Here is a 21,200-nt window from a genome sequence, read left to right as displayed (position 1 = left end):
CAATGTTGATAAGCAAGAGATTGACGCGTCATGCAGCCGGAATGCTGCTGTTAAGCGGTTGTCTGTGGTCGGCCTTGGCCGGCGCGGACGGTAAGGATTTGGGGCGCGATGCCGATCGCTGGCAGCAAGACGAAAGCGTGCAAGTGGGGCCGCGGCCTTATTATTTGATCGATAAAATGAGCCCCGGCCGCTTGAAATCCAAACTGGAGAGCTGCGGCGACGGGCCATTCCATAAAACCCATTTTTCGATCGGTCATCGCGGCGGCGGCACGTTGCAATTTCCGGAGCACACCCAGGAAAGCCATGAAGCCGGCTCGCGGATGGGCGCGGGCGTGCAGGAATGCGACGTGACCTTTACCAAGGACGGCGAACTAGTGTGCCGTCACGACCAATGCGATCTGCATACCACGACCAATATCTTGGTCACGCCGTTGGCGGCCGCCTGCTCCAAGCCGTTTTCGCCGGCCGAGTTCGATGCGACCGGCAAGCGCACCAAGGCCGCGTCGGCGCTGTGCTGCACCAGCGATTTGAGCTTGTCCGAGTTCAAGTCGCTGAAAGGCAAGATGGATGCGTCCAACCCCAACGCGGTGACGCCGGAACAGTTTTTGGCGGGTACCGCCAATTGGCGAACCGATCTTTACTCGACCGGCGGCACGCTGTTGACGCACCAGGAGAGTATCGCGCTGTTGAAAAAGCTAGGCAGCAAATATACGCCGGAATTGAAGAGCCCCAACCGCAACGCCAAATTGCAGGTGGAAGACGTCTTCGGCAGTCAGGCCGCGTATGCGCAAGCCATGATCGACGAATACAAGGCGGCCGGCGTTTCGCCGAAAACCGTTTGGGCGCAGTCGTTTAACAAGGAAGATGTGCTGTATTGGATTCAGCATGAACCGGCTTTCGGTCAGCAAGCGGTTTATCTGGACGACGCCAACACGCCGGCCGACGTTCCGACCGCAGCGGATCTGAAGGGATACGCCGCGCAAGGCATCAAGATTGTCGCCCCACCGATGTGGATGTTGCTCAGCGTGGACGCCGCCGGCAAAATCGTGCCTTCGCAGTACGCCAAGGACGCCAAGGCCGCCGGTTTGGGCATCATTACCTGGACCTTGGAGCGTTCCGGCCGTATCGTCGAGGAAGTGTTGCCGACCAAAGGCACGGCCAGCCCGTCGTTTTATTATCAATCCACGCTGGATGCGTTGGAAAACGACGGCGATATCATGACCACGCTGGATGTGTTGGCGCGGGACGTCGGTATTTTGGGCATCTTTTCCGATTGGTCCGGCACCGTCAGCTATTACGCCAGTTGCATGGGTTTGAAGTAAACCAAACCTTTCGGCCGTTCCCGCGCGTGGCGCGGGAATGTGCCGGCGCAACATCAACGTGTAGGAGGCGCTTTAGCGGCGACCGGGCGCTTATCCCTCGCCAGTGGCCTTCGATCGCGACTGAAGTCGTTCCTACAACGGGATGCTCACGCAAACCATCAATCTGTCGGAGGTGCTTTAGCGGCGACCGGGCGCTTGTCCCTCGCCAGCGGCCTTCGATCGCGACTGAAGTCGCTCCTACAACGCCATGCTCACGCAAACCATCAATCTGTGGGAGGTGCTTTAGCGGCGACCGGGCGCTTGTCCCTCGCCAGCGGCCTTCTATCGCGACTGAAGTCGCTCCTACAACGCCATGCCCACGCAAACCATCAATCTGTGGGGGACGCTTTAGCGGCGGCCGGGCGCTTGTCCCTCGCCAACCGCCTTCGATCGCGGCTGAAGTCGCTCCTACAACGGGATGCTCACGCAAACCATCAATCTGTGGGAGGCGCTTTAGCGGCGGCCGGGCGCTGCCCCTGGCCAAAACGGCCTTCGATCGCGACTGAAGTCGTTCCTACAACGCCATGCCCACGCAAACCATCAATCTGTGGGAGGCGCTTTAGCGGCGGCCGGGCGCTTGTCCCTCGCCAGCGGCCTTCGATCGCGACTGAAGTCGCTCCTACAACGGGATGCTCACGCAAACCATCAATCTGTGGGGGACGCTTTAGCGGCGGCCGGGCGCTTATCCCTCGCCAACCGCCTTCGATCGCGACTGAAGTCGCTCCTACAATGCCATGCCCACGCAAACCATCAATCTGTGGGAGGTGCTTTAGCGGCGACCGGGCGCTTATCCCTCGCCAGCGGCCTTCGATCGCGACTGAAGTCGCTCCTACAACGGGATGTCAGCGTCGCGGTTCCGAAAACCAAGCGCGAGGTGGCGCTCCGGCAAGGCTCAAGACTTAAGCGGTTTTTCGTACCTTCATCTTCAATGCGCCAAGCGCTGTTCGAAACTGGTCAGCGGTTCGGCGACGCCGTCGGCGCCGACGGCCGGGAGCTGCAGATATTCGTCCTTGGACAACTTCCAGTTGAGCGGATTGCCGCCGACGGTCGCGGTTTCGTCGCCGGCGTGGCCGTGCGGAATCGCCAAGGCTGGATGGTCGAAAGGCGCTCGTTGGTATAGCACGCGCTCGTCGGTCAAGGTTTTCAGAAAAGCCACCAAATCCGCGCGGTTTTGCGGATTGGACTGCAGGGTGGGTTGTGGAAAGACCCGCGTCACATGTTTGCTGTCCAAGTTGAAGTTGCCGCCGCGACTATAGAACTCGACCACTTGCTCCAGTGTCGCCATGCCGCCGTTGTGCATGTAGGGACCGGTCAATTCGATATTGCGCAAGCTCGGTGTTTTGAACGTCGCGGCGACTGCCGCGACCATGCGTTTATTCACCGCTTTGTTTAGCTCCGCTTGCGCCGCCGCCGGTGTTGGGATGAAGGCGTTGCTTAACGGCAGAAAGCAATTCGCGGTGGTTTGCGGTTGCGGCAGCAGGCCGTCGGTTTGGGTAAACAAATTGGGTAGGGAATAGCGGAGCGTCATATTGGTCGCCATCGCATTCTGAAAATCGCAAGCGCGTACCGCGTTCACGTCGCTGTCCAGAATGGCGGCGGTATTGCCGGCCAACAATTGTAAATATTGGCTGCTGAACGACAGCGGGTTGCCGAAGTCGTCCACGCCGCCGGCACCGATGTCGTTGGCCTCGCGCGCGGCGCCGTTCGATGAAAAGCCGGTGTCGTAGAACGCGGTGACCGCTTGGTTGCCGACCATCAGCGGAATACGGTTGACCACGTTCGGACTGGCGCTGATGCGGAAGGTCGGTTCGCCGAAGGCTTCGGGGTGGGTTTGGGCGATGGCGGCGTTGGCTGCGATCGAGGCCGAGCTGAAGTTCGGCCCCAAATGGCATAGCCCGCATTGATTGCTTCTGAATTGTTTCAAACCGTTCAATTCTTCGGCACTCAGGTCTATCGGTTGGTGATTGGCATCGCGGGCGCTGGTGTCGAATGGTGCTTCGTCGGAGATCAAAGTGCTTTCGTAAAGCTGAATCGCCAATGCGAAGAACATCGGAAAGTTGGCTTCCAACTGGGTGTAAGGCGATTGGCCGACCGGCGGGCTAACCGGCACTCTACCCGAATACGACCAATATTTGGCGTTGTAGGCTTGCCGAATCAGGCCGGCGTATGTGGTGTTCAGTCCCGGACTCAACTTGTCGGCATCGCTAAAGCTATAGGGACCCAACACGCTGTCGGAGGCATGCACCGACTGGTTTTGTAGCGGTTGGCGGAACAGCAGTTTTCGGCCCAAGTCCAGCAAAGTCCGATTGTTGCAGCTCATTTCGGTGTGATTGGTGGGTGGTGCCACCGCCAACGAGGCCAACGACGAATTGATCAAACGCAAGCGTTGTTTTTGCACGGTTCGGCTGCCGGTCAGCACCCAGACGCCGGCATTGGGGTCGCGGTCGCCCCAAGGACTGCTGCCGTTGAAAATGTTGTTGGCGCGGCCGTCCCAGAAGCTGCGGTGGTTGAAGACCGCGTTGATGACGGTCGGCGCGTTGCGCGGCGTTACCCGCCGGGTGCCGTTCGCGCCGACCCGGAATATTGGGTCGGGGGCGCGGTCGCAGGTGTCGATGCCGCTGCTATAGCGGGTGACCGCTTTGAAATCGCCCGCGAAGGTGCCGGCGGAGCCGACCACGTTGTCGGTATCGAACATCACCGTCGAATCGGCCAACGGGTTTTCACGCTGGTGTAGCGGAAAGTCGAATACGCTGAGCGGCCGGTTGGGACCCAACGGGGTGGCGTCGGCGGTGGCGTCGAAGATTTGTTCGGCGATCGAGGCCGATTGGCCGCCGGCCGAAACTTGGTTTTTAGTGCGGCCGTCCGCACCGGCGTGGAAGTGGCAGGAGGCGCAAGCCATGCCGTCGCTGCCGACGTTGCTATCCCAGAATAAGGCTTTTCCGAGGGCGATGGCCGCCGCTTTATTGACCACAATCGGGGCGCTACCGTCCACCAGGCCTGGTACTGGCGGCACCGGCAGCGTTTTCAGGCTGATCGGCATCGGTCCCAGAGCCAATTCCGCCGCCGACAGCGGTGTGTTGAAAACGATTGCGGCGGCCATCAAGCCTGATAAACGGATAGTGCGGATTATGCGCATGGTCTTACTCTGCGAATTTAAACAAGAGGAATAGGCGCCGAGCCGATCGGCCGTCGCCCGGAATTCATTACGGCGGCGTGTCTGAAGGTTCAGATAGCCGATTGAAGGGCCGCCATCCTTGGCGACATTTTGTTAGCGCTACATTTGCCGACTTCCCGCCAACCGAAGGTTGGCGGGGCAGCCGTCGGTCAGACGCGTACCGATTTGCGATTCAGACCCAGGAAGCCGACCAGGGCACTACCGAACAACCAAACCGCGGCCGGAACGGGTACGGCCGCCGGTGGCGTGTAGGTCGATGCCGCCGCCGAGGCAGTGACTTTGACGGTGATATCCCCGCCGGTGCCGGCGATGTCCGCGCCGCCGACGAATATTGCGTACCAGCCGGCTTGTAGGTCGGTCAAAGTCAAGGTCGCGTAGCGTTTGGTGGTGGCGAAGGCCGGGTTGCCGGTGACGCCGATGGCACCGGTGACGCCGGTTTCGTACAAGTTGTCGTTGCTGATGTCGTGCGCGCCCGAGTCGATGACGCCGCCGTAAGAGTTGACGTAGTTATTGGACGAAGAGCTGACGTAACCCAGGGTTTCGACGATGCCGTCCGGTCCGGTGGCCCAGATGATGCCGGGATCGCCCGCTTGGCCGACCGAGTTGAATTTATGGATTTGTCCGGTGACCTCGGCGGGTGTGTCTACGCCGACCGTGTCGCCGGAATAGGCCACGTTGGTGCGGAAGATCGAGAAAGCCGGGTAATTGCCGGCGGACGAACGCGCGTCGATGATGACGCTTTGCGCGGAAGTCGGTAGATAGAAATTAGTGAACGCGGCTTGCATTCCCCAGGCGTCGTTGGTCAGCGCCGGGTTACCGGAAAAACCGACGGTGCTGCCGTTGAAGGCAGGGTTGGTAATGGTCGTGCCCAATTCGACGCTGTTGTCGTTGCCGGTCCACGCGGCGGCGGCCGGTTGCGCGAACGCCAGAGTCAACGCTGATGCCAGTAAAGTGGTTTCGAATAATTTATTGATAGACATGCTTACAGTCTCCTGTTTCGGTGCCGAATCGAACGGCGCCGGAATGATTCCAAGGGTGCGGGAGTAACCGCCAACGGCAAATCGACGCGATTCGTCCGGTTGCGGTTACTCCGAGTGGGGATGGTTAGGCCGATTTACGTTTGGCCGAACCCAGATAACCGGCCAGGACCGAACCGAACAGCCATACCGCGCCGGGAACCGGCACCGGCGCGGGGTCGATCGGATCGCCGTTCAGGTTGACTTGGAAGGCATTGACGTTCAGGCTGTCGCCGGTGGTGAAGTCGCTGGCCAGGAAGGTCAATTGGTAGTCGAAATGGTCTTGGCCGGTAGCGCCGGTAAAGGGGTTGATCCCGGTGGCGGCGGTGATGGTGTCGCCGGAGTTGAAGCCTTGCACGCCATCGTTGGAATCTAGTTTGTAGTCGCCGAACGCAATGATGTAATGGCCGGCGCCCAGCGCGGTGGATAGATAGGAGTCGCGCGACATCAGGGTGCCGTCCGCCCAACCGTTGCTGTCGCCCGGCGGGGTGTAGCTGGAACCGTCGTCGGCACTGGTGATCTCGGTATCGATAGACACCGTATCCTGATACAGACGGAACTGGGTATCGGCCAGCGTGATTTCGCCGTCGCCGTTCAAGTCCACGTAAGCGTTCGGATGTGAACCCCAGCCGTTGGAATAGCCTTCGTTAGCGCGGACATCGATCACGATGTTGGCGTCGGCGCTTAAATCGAACGCCCAGTAATCGATGGTGGTGCCGGCGCCGTAGGTCGCGTCGGTCGCGGCGCGAATCGTGCCGGTGACCACGGCCGCCTGCGCGGCGGAGGATGCGGCTAGCGAAACCGCGAGTGCCAGCATGGTTTTTCGGGTGGAGGAAAATTTGGTTTTGGTATAAGACATGGGTATTCCTTGTAAGTGGTGCGATATCGTAAATGCCGAAGGTCTGCCCCCCTCAGAACAGCCGAGATCGCCCATTTCCGGCGCCTCGGCGGCCATCGCGGCAAGTGGTTGGCGCGATGGCCGGTGATCGGCATTCTGGATAAAGTCAAGAAGTGTGCCATTCATAAAAGCTATAGTTTTCAATTAAATGGAAAACCTGAAAATTGCAGCTATGTTAAATGGCTAATTTCCATTAAAAAATTATGTGATTTGAATCACGCTGTGCAAATAACGTAGAACAATTAGAGAAATAATCGCAGCCGCCAAGTATTCGGCGTTAGTGAAAAAAGCAGACGCGGTCGGTGGGGAGTTTGAGACGTTCTATTGGCCTGGTTTGCACGTTCGACCGAGGTTGCGGGCCACTTTGGCGCGCGGTCGGTTGCTAAAGGCGACTGGTGTAAAACGTTTGACATGTGTGTGAAATGCCACAGTTTAATTGCGGTGCCGTGTGGCCGCTTGCGATGCCGCAATCGGTCTTGTGGCCGGCTCGGGTGCGGTCACCGAGCTTACGGATAAATTCCGTGGCTTATGAGTTTTTGGAATAAATAGCCGGTGGGTCGATCGAGAATCGGTATTGCCCAAGCGGAATGCGAAGTATAGGTCGATAGCGGGAATATCAGGTAACGATCATGGTGGAGGTTTCACTCGGAACAATGAAATAGAGGGGATAGGGAGCGGTTTGAACGACAGGTATGTCCTGATTTTGCCTAACGACGTTCAGAGTAAAAAGAGCGGTCATTATTCAGCGCGAACTAACAACACCCTTTCCCAACGTAGCGGGGGATAAACACCTGGATGCTAGCTATGTCGGTCGCTGATGAGAGCCGCAACCGATGTCGAATAGCGTAAGCCTCCATATTAGTGATGTCGTTCGCTGAGCGAAGTCGAAGCGAACTGGCTGGCTTCGACTCCGCTCAGCCAGCGGTGAACCGCCGCATCGCCCCCGGCCAATGGAAGGCGGTCCGGCCGCAAGCTTCCGGTACGAAAAAGAACGGGCTACCTTATTGGCTAAGTCGTTCGCTGAGCGAAGTCGAAGCGAACTGGCTGGCTTCGACTCCGCTCAGCCAGCGGTGAACCGCCGCATCGCCCCCGGCCAATGGAAGGCGGTCCGGCCGCAAGCCTCCGGTACGAAAAAGAACGGGCTACCTTCGTGACCGGCGTGTTGCAGCGGGGCGTATTGCGGCGTTTGCTCTCCCGACGGAGCGGGGGATAAACACCTCGATATTAGCTATGTCGTTCGCTGAGCGGAGTCGAAGCGAAATGGCTGGCTTCGACTTCGCTCAGCCAGCGGTGAACCGCCGCGTCGCCCCGGCAATGGAAGGCGGTCCGGCCTCAAGCCTCCGGTACGAAAAAGAACGGGCTACCTTCGTGACCGGCGTGTTGCAGCGGGGCGTATTGCGGCGTTTGCTCTCCCGACGCAGCGGGGGATAAACACCTCGATATTAGCTATGTCGTTCGCTGAGCGGAGTCGAAGCGAACTGGCTTCGACTCCGCTCAGCCAGCGGTGAACCGCCGCATCGCCCCGGCAATGGAAGGCGGTCCGGCCTCAAGCCTCCGGTACGAAAAAGAACGGGCTACCTTCGTGACCGGCGTGTTGCAGCGGGGCGTATTGCGGCGTTTGCTCGAAACCGCCGCGCGAGGCCGAGGTGCGAACTTGGTTGGCGACGTCGCGAAAGATGTCGTAATCCTCGATGATGCGCTTGTTGCCGCGCAGCACTTTCAAGAAGGCGTTGGCGAATACCGAATGATCGCCGCCGCCCTGGTCCATCACCGGTTTGACGCCGCCGGAGGTCAGCACGGTGCGGGCCTTGCGGGCGTTCATCGCCTTCAGCCAGCGTTCGCGCTTGGCTTCGTCCATGCCGTCCGGCAATTTGGCGATCGCCGAGCCGGTCAAGGCGCCGGAGTAGCACGAATCGGCGACGACCATGATGTGCTTGGCCGGCATGATGCCGATGAATTCGGTGATGCTTTGGCTGGAAATCCAGTTGGCGCTGTTGCCGACTTCGGCGTCGACCGGCAGCCAATAGGCGGTCTGGCTTTTGGCGTCAATTTCGCCGTGGCCGGCGTAATAAATCAGCAGATTGTCCTGGTCGGTGAGCTTTTGATTGAGTTCGTTGAGCGCCGACATGATCGCGTGGCGATTGGCGTTGATCAGCAACTTGGTTTTGAAACCGTAGCGCTCGCGTAACAACAGTTCGACGCTTTTGGCGTCGGCGATCGGGGTTTTCAGCGGGGCGTAGGCGCCGTAATCGTTGTTGCCGATGATTAGCGCGTAAAACTTGCCGAATTGAATGTCGCCGGGCCGCTTGATGTCGTTGGCGTTGCTGCTCGGATAACTGGTTTGGGCCTGATTGTCGCCGGCCAGCAGGCGTAGATTCAGGTTGCTGCTTTGGTTGCGTTTGTCGGTGGCGACGATTTGCACCAGGGTTTCGTCGCCTTGCAGGCTGACGTCGGTCTCGAAGCGGCCGTCGCTATCCACCTTGATGGCTTTGTCGTTCAGCATCAGTTTGCTCAAGCCCTTGATGGCGTCGATGCGGCCGACCAGGCGCTTGCTGCGTTCGCCGCTACTGAATTGGATCGCCGGAATGCCCCGCGTCACGGTGACGGCCGGTTCAAGCAACTCGATGTTCGGTCCGGAGCCGGAGGCCAGCAGCGTGGACTTTTGCTGTTCCAATTGTTGTTTCAGTTCGGCGATGTCCTTGGCTTGTTGTTGCAGCGCTTGTTTGCGGGCGTCGATGCGCGAGCGGTCCAGTTTGTCCGGCGAGGTCAGCCAGGCGGTCAATTCGGCCGATTGCTTTTGATAGGCTTCGATCTTTTCGTTCAATCGATTTTCGACATCGTTGGTCTTGATGACCTCCGGTGTTTTGCCGCTCCGGGGGGCATCGTCCGATTTTTGGCGTTGGCGTTCCTGCTTCAGTGTTTCGGTCAGCGTGCCGAGTCGCGCTTGCTGTTCCTTCAATTGGGCTTCTTTATCGCGCAACTGCCGTTCCAGCGCCGAGGTGTCGCCGCCGGACGGCGCGGCTTTTTGCTGTTGTAGCTTATGGCGTAGCGTTTCCAGTTCGGATTGGGCCTTGCGTAGGCTGTCTTGCTGGTCCAGCGCCTGCTGGCGGATGTCCTGCAACTGGCCTCGCAATGCCTCGGCTTCCTTGCGCGATTCGGCGACTTCGCCACGCAGGGTTTCCAGTTCCTTGGCATCGACCGCCGGGGCGAACTGGATGTCGGTTTGATCGAGGCCCGCCGACTTGCGGTACCAGCGCAATGCCGTATCCTTGTCCTGGGGGACGCCCAAGCCTTTCTCGTACAAATGGCCGAGATTCAATTGCGCCTGAAAATTGCCCTGGGCGGCGGCTTTTTCGTACCACTGGGCGGCCGCCTTATAATCGGCCGTGGTGCCCAAGCCTTTTTCGAAGATCTCGCCGACCGTCAATTGGGCGGCGGCATCGCCTTCCTGGGCCTTGGGCAGCCAGATTTTCAACGCGCTGGCATAGTTGGCGCGGTCGTAAGCCACATACTCGCCGCCGCGCACCTCGCAATCGGCGGCGGTGGTGCGGACCGGCCGGCGGGCGGACAGATAGGTCATTTCGGCGCCGAGTTTGCGGACCTGACCGGGCAGCAAGCAGTCGACGACCAGCAGCTTGTTGGTGTCGGCGACGATGTAGCCTTCGGTCGCCTTGGCCATTTCTTCCTGGCTGACGTCGCGGGCGCAGGCGCCGAGCAGAATGCCGGGGATGGCCAGGGCCAAGCCGCGGTGACGAAGATGCGATGCTTTCATGCGGACACCTATCGGGTGTGGGGACGGTGCGGGAACCATAGCAGAAAACCCCCGCGCTGCAAATCAACGGTCGCCGGCGGCCAAATCGTCGGCGATTTTCCGGAGTATGCCGGGCCAAAGTCCGGGCCAGCCTTGGGCGTGCCCGGCATCGACGATCTCGACGCGGGCGTTCGGACGTCGGCGCAAGGCCGTTTGGACTAGCGCGGGCGGAATGTTTTGGTCGGCGGCGCCCAGAAAATGCCATTCCGGCAAGCCGCTGGCCGGCCGCCGCGCCGGGTTGAGCGAAGCCGTCAAGGCTTGGTAATGGTGCAGATCGGTCCAGGCGTCGATGTCGTAATTGCCGGCAACCGTGACGACGCCCAGCGTTTGCGGGAGGCGTTCGGCTAATAGCAGCGCCAAGCTGCCGCCGCCGCTATGGCCGATCAGTAGAAGTTTTTTGAAACCGCGCCGTTCGGTATAGTCGCGCAAGGCGTCCGCGAGAGTTTGCACCACGATCTCGCCGTAACGGGCGTCGGTCCACAGCGGCGGCGCGCAGCCGGGGTCGACGGCGTGGCCGTTGTAGCAGGGGCGGGCAATATAAAGACTGGGCGCCGGATCGACGGCCTGTAACGGTAATGCCACCGAGGCGCGGGTGGTGGGGTCGGCGCTGGGCAGGATGCCGGCTTCATAGGGCCGGCCGTCGCCTTCTAGGTAGACATGCAGCCGTTCCGATGCCGTCGAGCCGGACCGGGAATAGGTATCGAGCCGGAAGCCGTTGGCGATCACGGTTTCGGCGGTTAAGCCGAATTGGCGGGCTTGATTTTGGAGCTTGGCGGAGGGCGAGGCGCAAGCGGCCGTGACGACCGTCAACAGCAGTGCCGCCAGCCGCCGCCCAATCGCGCTAGCTCGGCGGAATGGCGCAAGGCTTATCGGCATCGGCGGTCGCCGGTTTGCCGACGGCCTGAGCCAAACAGGCTAAAATCCATCATCGTCTTTAAACTTTGCATACTGTCATGTCCGCCTTTGATAACGCATTCACCGCCTTTCGGCAATCGCAAATCAGCTTAGCGCAATTGCTGGCGGCGGCCGAGGCCTTAAACGCCGGACCGGAAGCGGATTTGGCCGCCGCCCGGCTGAGCCTGGAGCAAGCGCTAGCCGAGGGTGAACTCGAAGGCGCGACCTACCGACTACTTGTCGGCATTTGGGATGACCGGACCCGATTGGCCGAGAGCACGAGTACGCCGCCGACCGCGGCCGACGATGCAACCTTGGTGGCGATGCCGGCGGATGGCCGGAAACTCGCCGAAGCCAAAAAACCGGAGGCGGGCGACGACCCGATGTGGGTGGCAACAGCGGCCGGCGACGGGGACGCCACCGAACTTCTGAACCCGGCGGCGACCGCCGACGCGACTCGAGTTGGCGAGACCGTGGTGCCGGAAGCCGCGCCGGCTTCGACCACCAAGACGCCGACCTTGAATACCGAGTCCTTGCTGCAAGGTCTGGATCCCAGTCTGCCGCGCACCGATCTGGTGGTCGGCGATACCGTCAAGAAACGTTTCGTGCTCGAGGAACTGCTGGGCGTCGGCGGGATGGGGATGGTATTCAAGGCCACCGACCTGCGTAAGGTCGAGGCGGCCGATAAGGATCCCTTTGTCGCGTTGAAGGTGCTGAACCGGGATTTTCAGTTCAACCCGATGGCCTTGGTGGCCTTGCAGCGCGAGACCAAGCGTGCTCAGACCCTAGCTCATCCGAATATCATTAAAGTCTACGACTTCGACCGCGACGACGCCGGCCACGTGTTTATGACGATGGAATATCTGCAAGGCCGGCCGCTCAGTCATTTGATCAGGGATCATGTCGATAGCGGTTTGCCGTTTAAAAAGGCTTGGCCGATTATTCACGCGATGGCCGAAGCACTGGGTTACGCGCACAAGAAAAAGATCGTTCATTCCGACTTCAAACCGGGTAACGTGTTTTTGGGCGACGACGGCGAAATTCGGGTGTTGGACTTCGGTATCGCTTGCGCGATCGGCCGTTCCGAAGCCGGCGGCGACGACGCGACCGTGTTCAATGCCCGCGACTTGGGCGCGCTGACGCCGGCTTACGCCAGCTTGGAGCAATTGCAAAACCGCGATCCGGACCCGCGCGACGATATTTACGCGCTGGCCTGCATCAGTTACGAGCTGCTGACCGGCAAGCATCCGTTCGGTAAGTTGTCGGCGGAGAAAGTACTGGAAGTCAATTTGCAGCCCAAGGCCATTCCCAAGCTGGGTCGGCGGCAGTGGAAAGGCTTGCAAAAGGCCTTGGCCTTGCGTCAGGACAAACGCACCGCGACGATACGCGAGTTTTTGGCGGCGTTGGCGCCGCGTTCGGCGGCCTTCTTCGCGTTGTGGGGCGCGGCGGTGCTGGTGGCGCTGTCCGGCGGATTCAGCATTTACTGGCGTTTGGCGCATCCGCCCGGCGAAACCGTGCCTCAGGTCGCGATCAAGGCCTTGACGCCGGAAGAAGTACAGAAAATCCAGGATTTACAGGAATTGGCGGCGATTCATTTGGATGTCGGCTATCTAACCGCACCGACCGGCAGCAACGCCTGGTGGGCCTATCAGGAAATCTTGAAAATCGACCCCTACAATCAGGTAGCCGTCGACGGCATCAATAAAATCGCCGATTTGTTGGAGCAGCAAGCCTGGGAGCTTTACGAAAAAGGCCAGCGCGCCGAGGCTTTGAAAAAAGTCGGCGAAGGGTTGGAGGTCAATCCCGGTCACAAGGGCTTGCTGAGCTTGCAAGACAAATTGCGGAGTTAATGAATCTGCGTGATTCTTATTTTAGCTTATAATTCAAGATGATTAATTACATTCTTAAATTTTGTCGAAATAGATTTGGCATGTAAGATGCCCGCATCGACTCAGAGGAGACATACTATGAAGAATAAGCAAAATACCGTTACGTCAATGTCGCCGACGGCGAGCCGGATCGGCGTGGGCGTCGCGCTGGCTCTGTGCGGAGCGGCGATGTCTACCGCGCGGGCGACGCCGGCCAGCTTCAACGAAAACCAGAGCTCGGTGGACAACGCCATTTCCAAATGCTCGAATTTTTACAATCAGCAGGAATCCAACGCGCCATCCGCGTGTAATATCGAGAGCATCTCGGACTTAAAGAGTCTGACGCCGGATCAGGTGTTCGGCATGGGCAGTATCGCGACACGGGTCAACGGCGGCAAGAATAGCTTGCCGTTCGGACAATCCGGCAAAATCAATTTGGGCGGTGGGGCCGGCGACGGCGATTTCTCGAAACTGTCGTTTTGGGGCAAGGTCGACAGTAGCTTTGGTTTGCACGACAACACGGCCTTGAATTTGGGCGGCTTTAAATTCGACAATCATAATTTCATGGCCGGCGCCGATTACCGTATCAGCGACCGCTGGTCCGCCGGCGCCGCCTTCAATTACAAGCGCGGCAATGCCACGTTTAACAGCGGCCGCGGCGAGACTTTGAGCGACAACTACATCGGCACGCTCTATAGCAGTTACTTCATTACCGATGCCTTGCACGTCGAGGGTACCGCGTCATACGGCGGCGTCGATTTCGAAACCAGCCGCAACATCAAGTTGGGCGGAACTTCGTCGATTGCCAGCGCGGCGCCGAGCGCCGATCAGTATGCTTTCAGCCTGGGCGGCGGCTACGACTTCAATTTCAAGGCCTTGACGGTAGCGCCTTATGCGCGCGGCGAATATACCGGTCTGGATATCGACAGCTATAGCGAGACCGGCAGTCCCGGCGCGGTGCGTTTCGGCAAGCAAAATATTCAATCGCTGATTTCGACGGTCGGCGTGCAGACCGCGTATTCGGTCAGCGTGCCGTGGGGGGTAGTGATTCCGCAGTTGCGCGGCGAATGGCATCATCAATTCATGGACGGCCGCCGCCAAGTCACCGGTAGCTTTGTCGCGGATGGTAGCGGCAGCACCTTTACGTTGGTCAACGACGCGCCGAGTCGCGATTACTATACCTTCGGCGCGGAAGTGTCCAGCGTGTTGCCGGGCGGCGTGTCGGCGTTTTTATCCTACGAAACCCTGCAAGGCTACCGGCATATCGACAGCAACCGCTTCATGCTGGGCGGCCGGATGGAGTTTTAAGTCTTTCCCGCCCGGTAAGCGCCGTCCGCGCCGCCTGGCGCGGCTGGCGTTTTTCGATGGGGCTCAATGCCCCGCCATGTTAGAATCCCGGCCATCATGACTTTCAGTTCGGCGAGTCCAGTGGCCAATTCATCCTTCCTAAGCGACCACACCGCGCCGGCGCGCGTGCGGGAAATCCCCTATAACTACACTTCGTTTTCCGATCGGGAAATCGTCATCCGTCTGCTCGGCGAGGACATCTGGTGGGTGTTGGATTCGCTGCGCGGCGAGCAAATCACCGGTCGCTCGGCGCGCATGCTTTACGAAGTGTTGGGCGATATTTGGGCGGTGCGCCGCAATCCCTATCTGGAAGACGATTTGCTGAACAATCGCGACCGGCGCCGGGCCTTGCTCGATGCGTTGCGTCACCGGTTGCGGCAAATGGAGACGCGACAAGCGGAAATTGCCGGCGATTCCGATCGGGCGGAACGCGTCGGTCAGTTGATCGCCGCCGTTCAGCAAGCCGTCGCCGATTTCGAGGCGCATTTCGAGCAAACCGGCCAGTTACGGCGTAGCGTATTGAGTTTGTTGACCCAATATACCCGCAAGGACAATATCTGTTTCGACGGCTTTGCCAGGGTCAGCCATGTTACCGACGCCACCGACTGGCGGGTCGAATATCCCTTCGTCGTGTTGTATCCGTCCAGCGAGGACGAGATCGGCCATTTGGTGCGCGGCTGCATCGAACTGGGTTTGACCATTATTCCGCGCGGCGGCGGCACCGGCTATACCGGCGGCGCGGTACCGCTGACGCCGTTTTCGGCGATCATCAATACCGAAAAACTGCTGGAAATGACGGCGGTCGAGCGCGAATCCCGCTTGCCGGGCGTAGATAGTCCGTACGCGACGATTTTCACCGGCGCCGGCGTCGTGACGCGCCGGGTCATGGAAGCCGCCGAGCGCTCGGGATTGGTGTTCGCCTGCGATCCAACCTCGGCCGATGCGTCTTGCGTGGGCGGCAATATCGCGATGAATGCCGGCGGTAAGAAAGCGGTGCTTTGGGGGACCGCGCTGGACAATCTGGCGTCGTGGCGGATGGTGACGCCGGACGGCAATTGGCTGGAAGTCGAGCGGCTCAATCACAATCTGGGCAAGATCCACGAGCAGGAGCAGGTCAGTTTTAACTTGAAGCGCTACGACAGTAGCCGTCGCAATCTGCTAAGCGAAGAACGCCTGGATCTGCCTGGCGCGTTGTTCCGCAAGGTCGGCTTGGGCAAGGATGTGACCGACAAGTTTCTTGGCGGTTTGCCGGGGATACAGAAAGAGGGTTGCGACGGCATTATTACTTCGGCGCGCTGGGTGCTGCATGAAATGCCGCCGTACGCGCGCACCTTCTGTCTGGAGTTTTTCGGGCAAGTGCGCGAGGCGGTGCCGTCCATCGTCGAAATTCGCGATTATCTGGCCGGGCTGCCGAAAGACGGTCCGGCGCGGGTGATGCTGGCCGGCTTGGAGCACCTGGACGAGCGCTACGTCAAGGCGGTCGGTTATGCGACCAAGGCCAAGCGCCACGGCCGGCCGAAAATGGTGTTGATCGGCGATATTGTCGGCGACGACGAACAGCAAGTCGCGCTGGCCGCGTCCGAAGTGGTCCGCTTGTGCAACGCCCGCGGCGCGGAAGGTTTTATCGCGGTCAGTCCGGAAACCCGCGCCAAGTTTTGGCTGGACAGGGCTAGAACGGCGGCGATCGCCCGCCATACCAATGCCTTCAAAATCAACGAAGACGTGGTGATACCGTTGCCGCGCATGGGCGATTATTGCGACGGCATCGAACGCATCAACATCGAATTGTCGCTGAGTAATAAATTGAGGCTGTGCGACGCGTTGAGCGACTTGTTGCGCGGCGATTTGCCGTTGCGCGCTTATGAAGACAGCGTCGATAAAAGCGAGTTGATCGGCGACCGCCGGGCGCTGGCGTTGGAAACCGTCGCGGCGGTGCGCGAGCGCTGGCAGTGGTTGTTTGATCATCTGGATTTGCCGCTGGCGCGGGCCGAGGCCGAATTCGAACGTTACGGCATCGGCGCCGGTCCGTTGACCAATAGAGCCACGGAGCCGACCTTATTTCACCGGGTTCAGGACTACTCGCTACGGATTTCCTGGAAATCCGAGCTGTTGCCGCGCTTGCGGGAGATCTTCGAGGGCGATAATTTTCGGCCGGTCGTCGAACGGATCGAGGCCACGCACAAGGAGATTTTACGTGGTCGAGTGTTCGTGGCCTTGCATATGCACGCCGGCGACGGCAATGTGCACACCAATCTGCCGGTCAACTCCGATCATTACCAAATGCTGCAAGAAGCCAACGCGGCGGTCGCCAGAATCATGGGACTGGCACGCTCGCTGGGCGGGGCGATTTCCGGCGAGCACGGTATCGGTATTACCAAGTACGAATTTCTCGATGCGGAGGAGCTCGCCGAGTTTCACCGCTATAAAAACCAGGTCGATCCGGAAGGGCGCTTCAATCGCGGCAAGTTGATGCCGGGCGGCGATCTGAGCTCGGCTTACACCACATCCTTCAGTTTGATGGGATTCGAGTCGCTGATCATGCAGCAGAGCGACATCGGCGCGATTTCCGATTCGGTCAAGGATTGCCTGCGTTGCGGTAAGTGCAAGCCGGTCTGCGCGACTCACGTGCCACGCGCCAATCTGCTCTATTCGCCGCGCAACAAGATTTTGGCGACGTCGCTGTTGATCGAGGCGTTCTTGTACGAGGAGCAAACCCGGCGCGGTATTTCGATTACGCATTGGAAGGAATTCGAGGACGTCGGCGAACACTGCACGGTGTGCCATAAATGTTTCAACCCTTGTCCGGTCGATATCGATTTCGGCGAGGTGTCGATGAACATGCGCAATTTGCTGCATAAAATGGGCAAGCAGAGTTTCAACCCGGGCAAGGCGCTGGCGATGGCGTTTTTGAATACGACCAGTCCGGGTACCGTGAAGGCGCTACGCGCGGCGATGGTGGATTGGGGATACAAGGCGCAGCGTTTGGGAACGGCGATGCTGGCACCGTGGGGCAGGGCGCAGAACCGCCAGCCGCCGGCGTCGGTGGGCAAGCCGGACGTGCGCGAGCAAGTCATTCATTTCATGAATCGGAAGATGCCGGCCAAATTGCCGAACAAGACGGCCAGGGCCTTGCTGGATATCGAGGACAATCAAATCGTCCCGATTATTCGCGATCACGCCAAGACCCGTTCGGATTCCGAGTCGGTGTTTTATTTTCCCGGCTGCGGCTCCGAGCGCTTGTTCTCGCAAGTCGGTCTGGCGACCCAGGCGATGCTATACCAAGTCGGCGTGCAAACCGTGTTGCCGCCCGGATATTTGTGTTGCGGTTATCCGCAGCGCGCCGCCGGCCAATTCGACAAGGCCGAAAAAATCACCACCGATAACCGGGTGTTGTTTCACCGGGTGGCGAATACCTTGAATTACCTGGACATCAAGACGGTTATCGTTAGTTGCGGCACTTGCCTGGATCAGTTGGTCGATTACGAGTTCGAAAAAATCTTTCCGGGCTGCCGGCTATTGGATATTCACGAATATTTGCTGGAAAAGGGCGTCAGGCTGGATGGGGTCGACGGTGCCCGTTATCTGTATCACGATCCTTGTCACAGTCCGTTTAAGCAGCAAGAGCCGTTGAAAGTCGTTAGCGGCTTACTGGGCGCGCCCGTCGGCAAGTCCGACCGGTGTTGCGGCGAATCCGGTACTCTGGCTGTGGCGCGGCCGGACATTTCGACGCAGGTCCGCTATCGCAAGGCCGAGGAGTTGCAGAACGACGCCGCCAAGCTGCGCGCCGACGGTTACGATGGTGCGGTGCGAATGTTGACCTCCTGTCCGTCCTGCATGCAAGGATTGCAGCGTTATCAAGACGATGTCGAACAACTGGAAGTCGATTACATCGTCGTCGAAATTGCCAAGCATGTGTTGGGCGAAAATTGGATGGCCGACTATTTGACCAAGGCCGGCAGCGGCGGCGTGGAGCGGGTGCTGCTTTAGTCCAACAAGCGGAAGTGATTTTTTGCTTTGGAGAATATAATCGGCGGGCTTGGCGGCGGCTTCAGTCGCGCCGAAGATATTCCGACACCAGTGTTTCCGTACTTTGCCCAACGGCTTTCAACGTAAAACTACTGTCGGTCTTGAAAAGAACTGTTCGCTCAAGACCGGAGATTTTTCGGTCGCCAAGTGACGGCGTTGCAGGCGGTTTATATAGGGTGTGTACTCGAACGAAGGGGTTTGAGTTCTGGCTTCCGAGGCGGGTTCCGCCCTGCTCCGAGTACTGATTCGCTCGCGGCGGGTTTGGCTCAATCCGATATGTCGCTGAATCCAGCCTGTACGAGCGACTCGGATGCGATAAGAATGACGAAGAAATGGACGATTTGGAGCGGGAAACGAGACTCGAACTCGCGACCCCAACCTTGGCAAGGTTGTGCTCTACCAACTGAGCTATTCCCGCTTGAAGATGACATTGCCCGTTTGGGAAAATGTCGGTTTGATATCGACATCGGTCCAATACCTATGGAGGCTGCGACCGGAATCGAACCGGTGTATACGGCTTTGCAGGCCGCTGCATAACCACTTTGCTACGCAGCCGTTTAAGGTCCAACAAAAAAGCCGCGTAGCGGCGCGGCTTTAAAATTTGGAGCGGGAAACGAGACTCGAACTCGCGACCCCAACCTTGGCAAGGTTGTGCTCTACCAACTGAGCTATTCCCGCTTTGTTTCCGATCCGGCGTATTATAGGGGGTAAATTTTTTAAGTCAACAGTTATTGCAGGTTGATGCCGGAAGTCCAGGCGCGACGGCCTTGGCATTCGCCGCTGGCGGTAATTTCGACTTCGGCCCAAACCAGGTTTTTGTCGGTGGTATCGTTCTGGATTTGTAGCAACTTGACCGGCGAATTCATCGGCATATGTTTGCATGCGCCGTCGCGGTCGTTTTCCTCGGTATCGTCGTAAGCCGCCAACGAGCCAGGGACGCCAACCAGTCTGACCGTGGCATTCGGATCGTAAGTATTCGGACTTTTCAGAACGTAACTTTGTCCAACGACCAGCGGTTTTTGCTGATGAACGGGCAATTTGGGGTTCGATCCACCGCTAAAGATCATCAAGAGCAACAGCAAGGCCACGCCGCCGACGCCGCCGTAAAATACTTTCGGATTGGATTCCTTCAGGGCCAATATGGTCGCCAAAGCGTTAGCCGCTCCGGCTTCGACAGGGGCCGCGGCAGGTTCCGCAACTGATGCCGGTTGATTGGGTTCCTCGGCAGGGCTGCTGTTCTCTGTGTCGTTGGTGTTTTCTTCAAGGCTCATGCGATGTTTCCTCTTAAGCTAGTTATTATTATGGGACGGGCCGCTAAAGTTACCATGCTGACCAAACATTTCAAGCATTCGTTTAAAAGTCGTTTATTTTTGAGGGGTAGCTTGCGAGGTCTTATGAATTTAAGGCTGGAAAAATGCTCGGCTTGGCTATATATTAGGAAATACTTAATTACCCCCATTTCAACGCCATGCACACAACAGGTACACGTTTCGCAGTCTTGCTGATGGCTTCGTCATTGGGTTTGACGGCCCATGCCGAGTCGGCCGGCTCGGTTTACACATTGGAGCGGGCCATCGATCAAGCGTTGGCCGGCAATCCCGAACTCAGCATTCTGCAAGCTAGAATCGAGCAGGCGAATGCCCAACTCGGCGAAGCCTTGGCCAGTTTTTATCCGCAGGTCAAAGCCAGCTTGTCCTACCAGCACAGCGACAATCCGGCGCAAGCGTTCGCGATGATCATCGCTCAGCGGCGGCTCGATTTTAACAGCGGTGATTTTAACCACCCAGGCGGCGTGGATAACTATCGCCCCCAAGTCACGGCTAGTTATTCGCTGTTTCGCGGCGGTCGGGATTACTATCTCGGTAAGGCCGCAGAGCTGGGCGTTGAGGCGTCGGAGCTGGAAAAATCGGCGCTTCGCAATCATTTGCTGAATAACGTGACTGCCGCCTATTACGGCGAACTGGCCGCGGTCGCGGCGCACAAGGTCAGTATCGGCGCGGTCGACGCCGTTGACAGCGAGTTGCGCCAATCCCGCTTGCGTTACGAGGCGGGCACCTTGCTGAAGTCGGAAGTCTTGTCGCTGGAGGTCCAATTGGCCGAAGCCAAGGATGCGGAAATTCAAGCGGCCAACGCCATCGAACTGGCACAGAACATGTTGAAAACCTTGCTCGGCTTGGGTGCCGGCGAGCCATTGTCGATAGCGGAGGCGGAGGCCGCGTTACCGGGCACGCCGGCGGCTTACGAAGAGCTGTTGAATCAAGCGCGGACCCATCCGGAATTACAGGCGGCCCAAAAACGAGTCGAAATCGCCGAACGGCAACTTTCGGCCGCGCAAGGCGCGCATTTACCGCGCGCCGATGCTTACGTCAGTTACGGCTCCGACAGCCGGGACTTGGCTTTCAGTGCCAATCGCGACAATGTCACTGCCGGCGTCACGGTCGAGCTGGACTTGTTTTCAGGTTTCGCCGCGCAAGAACGCATCAAAAAGGCCGAGCACGAATTGATCGCCGCCCAAGAAGCGGCGCGTCAGACCCGGTTACGTATCGAAAACGAGTTGCACAGTGCGCGCCTGAAACTGTCGGAAGCCCTGAATCGCGTGCAAGTCGCGGGCGTCGCGGTGTTGGCGGCCGAAGAAGCCCTGAGGCAGGTCAGCGAGCAATATCAGGCTGGCGTCGTGACGGTTACCCGCTATATCGAAGCCGAAGTGGCTAGAGACAAGGCCCACACCAGGCAAATCAACGCCCGATACGACGCGTTGCGCGCCGATGCGGAACTCAAGCAGGCTTACGGTGCTTGGCAATAAA

At 58.9% G+C, this 21,200-nt stretch carries 11 protein-coding genes and 3 tRNA genes; 5 read left to right on the top strand and 9 right to left on the bottom strand.

Going from position 1 to position 21,200, the window contains the following annotated elements; all coding sequences use genetic code 11:
• Nucleotides 1-2 precede the first annotated feature (2 nt).
• Nucleotides 3-1,322 carry a glycerophosphodiester phosphodiesterase family protein gene (locus tag BJL95_RS03985; protein WP_071155670.1) on the top strand — a complete coding sequence of 440 codons (1,320 nt, stop codon included), beginning with the start codon at nt 3-5 and terminating at the stop codon, nt 1,320-1,322.
• Nucleotides 1,323-2,286: 964 nt separating this feature from the next.
• Here the strand turns inward: BJL95_RS03985 and BJL95_RS03980 are convergent.
• The 5 genes from BJL95_RS03980 to BJL95_RS03955 all read right to left on the bottom strand — a co-directional run bounded on the left by BJL95_RS03980 (nt 2,287) and on the right by BJL95_RS03955 (nt 11,137).
• On the bottom strand, nt 2,287-4,497 hold the full coding sequence (locus BJL95_RS03980; protein WP_071155668.1) for a cytochrome-c peroxidase: 2,211 nt from the start codon (nt 4,495-4,497) through the stop codon (nt 2,287-2,289).
• 188 nt (nt 4,498-4,685) lie between these two features.
• Nucleotides 4,686-5,516, bottom strand: a complete 831-nt coding sequence (locus tag BJL95_RS25430; protein ID WP_071155666.1) for a hypothetical protein — start codon at nt 5,514-5,516, stop codon at nt 4,686-4,688.
• Nucleotides 5,517-5,640: 124 nt separating this feature from the next.
• Entirely contained in the window at nt 5,641-6,411 is a 771-nt protein-coding gene (locus BJL95_RS25050) for a hypothetical protein (RefSeq protein WP_064031084.1), read from the bottom strand.
• A gap of 1,585 nt (nt 6,412-7,996) precedes the next feature.
• A complete protein-coding gene (locus tag BJL95_RS03960) occupies nt 7,997-10,222 on the bottom strand; it encodes a caspase family protein (RefSeq protein ID WP_071155662.1) in 2,226 nt (741 codons plus the stop codon).
• Nucleotides 10,223-10,285: 63 nt separating this feature from the next.
• Nucleotides 10,286-11,137, bottom strand: coding sequence for an alpha/beta fold hydrolase (locus BJL95_RS03955; protein ID WP_071155660.1), 852 nt, complete (start codon nt 11,135-11,137; stop codon nt 10,286-10,288).
• 77 nt (nt 11,138-11,214) lie between these two features.
• Here BJL95_RS03955 and BJL95_RS03950 point away from each other — a divergent pair, with 77 nt between their 5' ends.
• The 3 genes from BJL95_RS03950 to BJL95_RS03940 all read left to right on the top strand — a co-directional run bounded on the left by BJL95_RS03950 (nt 11,215) and on the right by BJL95_RS03940 (nt 18,357).
• A complete protein-coding gene (locus tag BJL95_RS03950) occupies nt 11,215-13,005 on the top strand; it encodes a serine/threonine-protein kinase (RefSeq protein WP_071155658.1) in 1,791 nt (596 codons plus the stop codon).
• A gap of 117 nt (nt 13,006-13,122) precedes the next feature.
• On the top strand, nt 13,123-14,331 hold the full coding sequence (locus BJL95_RS03945) for an autotransporter outer membrane beta-barrel domain-containing protein (RefSeq protein WP_175463641.1): 1,209 nt from the start codon (nt 13,123-13,125) through the stop codon (nt 14,329-14,331).
• A 120-nt stretch (nt 14,332-14,451) separates the two neighbouring features.
• Complete coding sequence (locus BJL95_RS03940) at nt 14,452-18,357, top strand: DUF3683 domain-containing protein (RefSeq protein ID WP_071155654.1); 3,906 nt, start codon at nt 14,452-14,454, stop codon at nt 18,355-18,357.
• Between the two features lie 381 nt (nt 18,358-18,738).
• Here the strand turns inward: BJL95_RS03940 and BJL95_RS03935 are convergent.
• The 4 genes from BJL95_RS03935 to BJL95_RS03920 form a co-directional block, all read right to left on the bottom strand.
• Nucleotides 18,739-18,814: transfer RNA gene (locus tag BJL95_RS03935), tRNA-Gly, on the bottom strand.
• Between the two features lie 63 nt (nt 18,815-18,877).
• Nucleotides 18,878-18,951, bottom strand: a tRNA-Cys gene (locus BJL95_RS03930).
• Between the two features lie 47 nt (nt 18,952-18,998).
• Nucleotides 18,999-19,074, bottom strand: a tRNA-Gly gene (locus BJL95_RS03925).
• A 50-nt stretch (nt 19,075-19,124) separates the two neighbouring features.
• A complete protein-coding gene (locus tag BJL95_RS03920) occupies nt 19,125-19,667 on the bottom strand; it encodes a hypothetical protein (RefSeq protein WP_071155652.1) in 543 nt (180 codons plus the stop codon).
• Between the two features lie 233 nt (nt 19,668-19,900).
• Between BJL95_RS03920 and BJL95_RS03915 the strand changes: the two genes are divergently transcribed.
• Nucleotides 19,901-21,199 (top strand): TolC family protein, encoded by a 1,299-nt coding sequence (locus tag BJL95_RS03915; RefSeq protein ID WP_254786676.1) that lies wholly within the window; start codon nt 19,901-19,903, stop codon nt 21,197-21,199.
• Nucleotide 21,200: the final 1 nt, after the last annotated feature.

It is taken from the genome of Methylomonas sp. LWB (assembly GCF_001856095.1).
Lineage (GTDB): Bacteria > Pseudomonadota > Gammaproteobacteria > Methylococcales > Methylomonadaceae > Methylomonas > Methylomonas koyamae_A.
The sequence above is the reverse complement of the archived record's forward strand: the minus strand, read 5'-3'. Positions and strand labels throughout refer to the sequence as shown.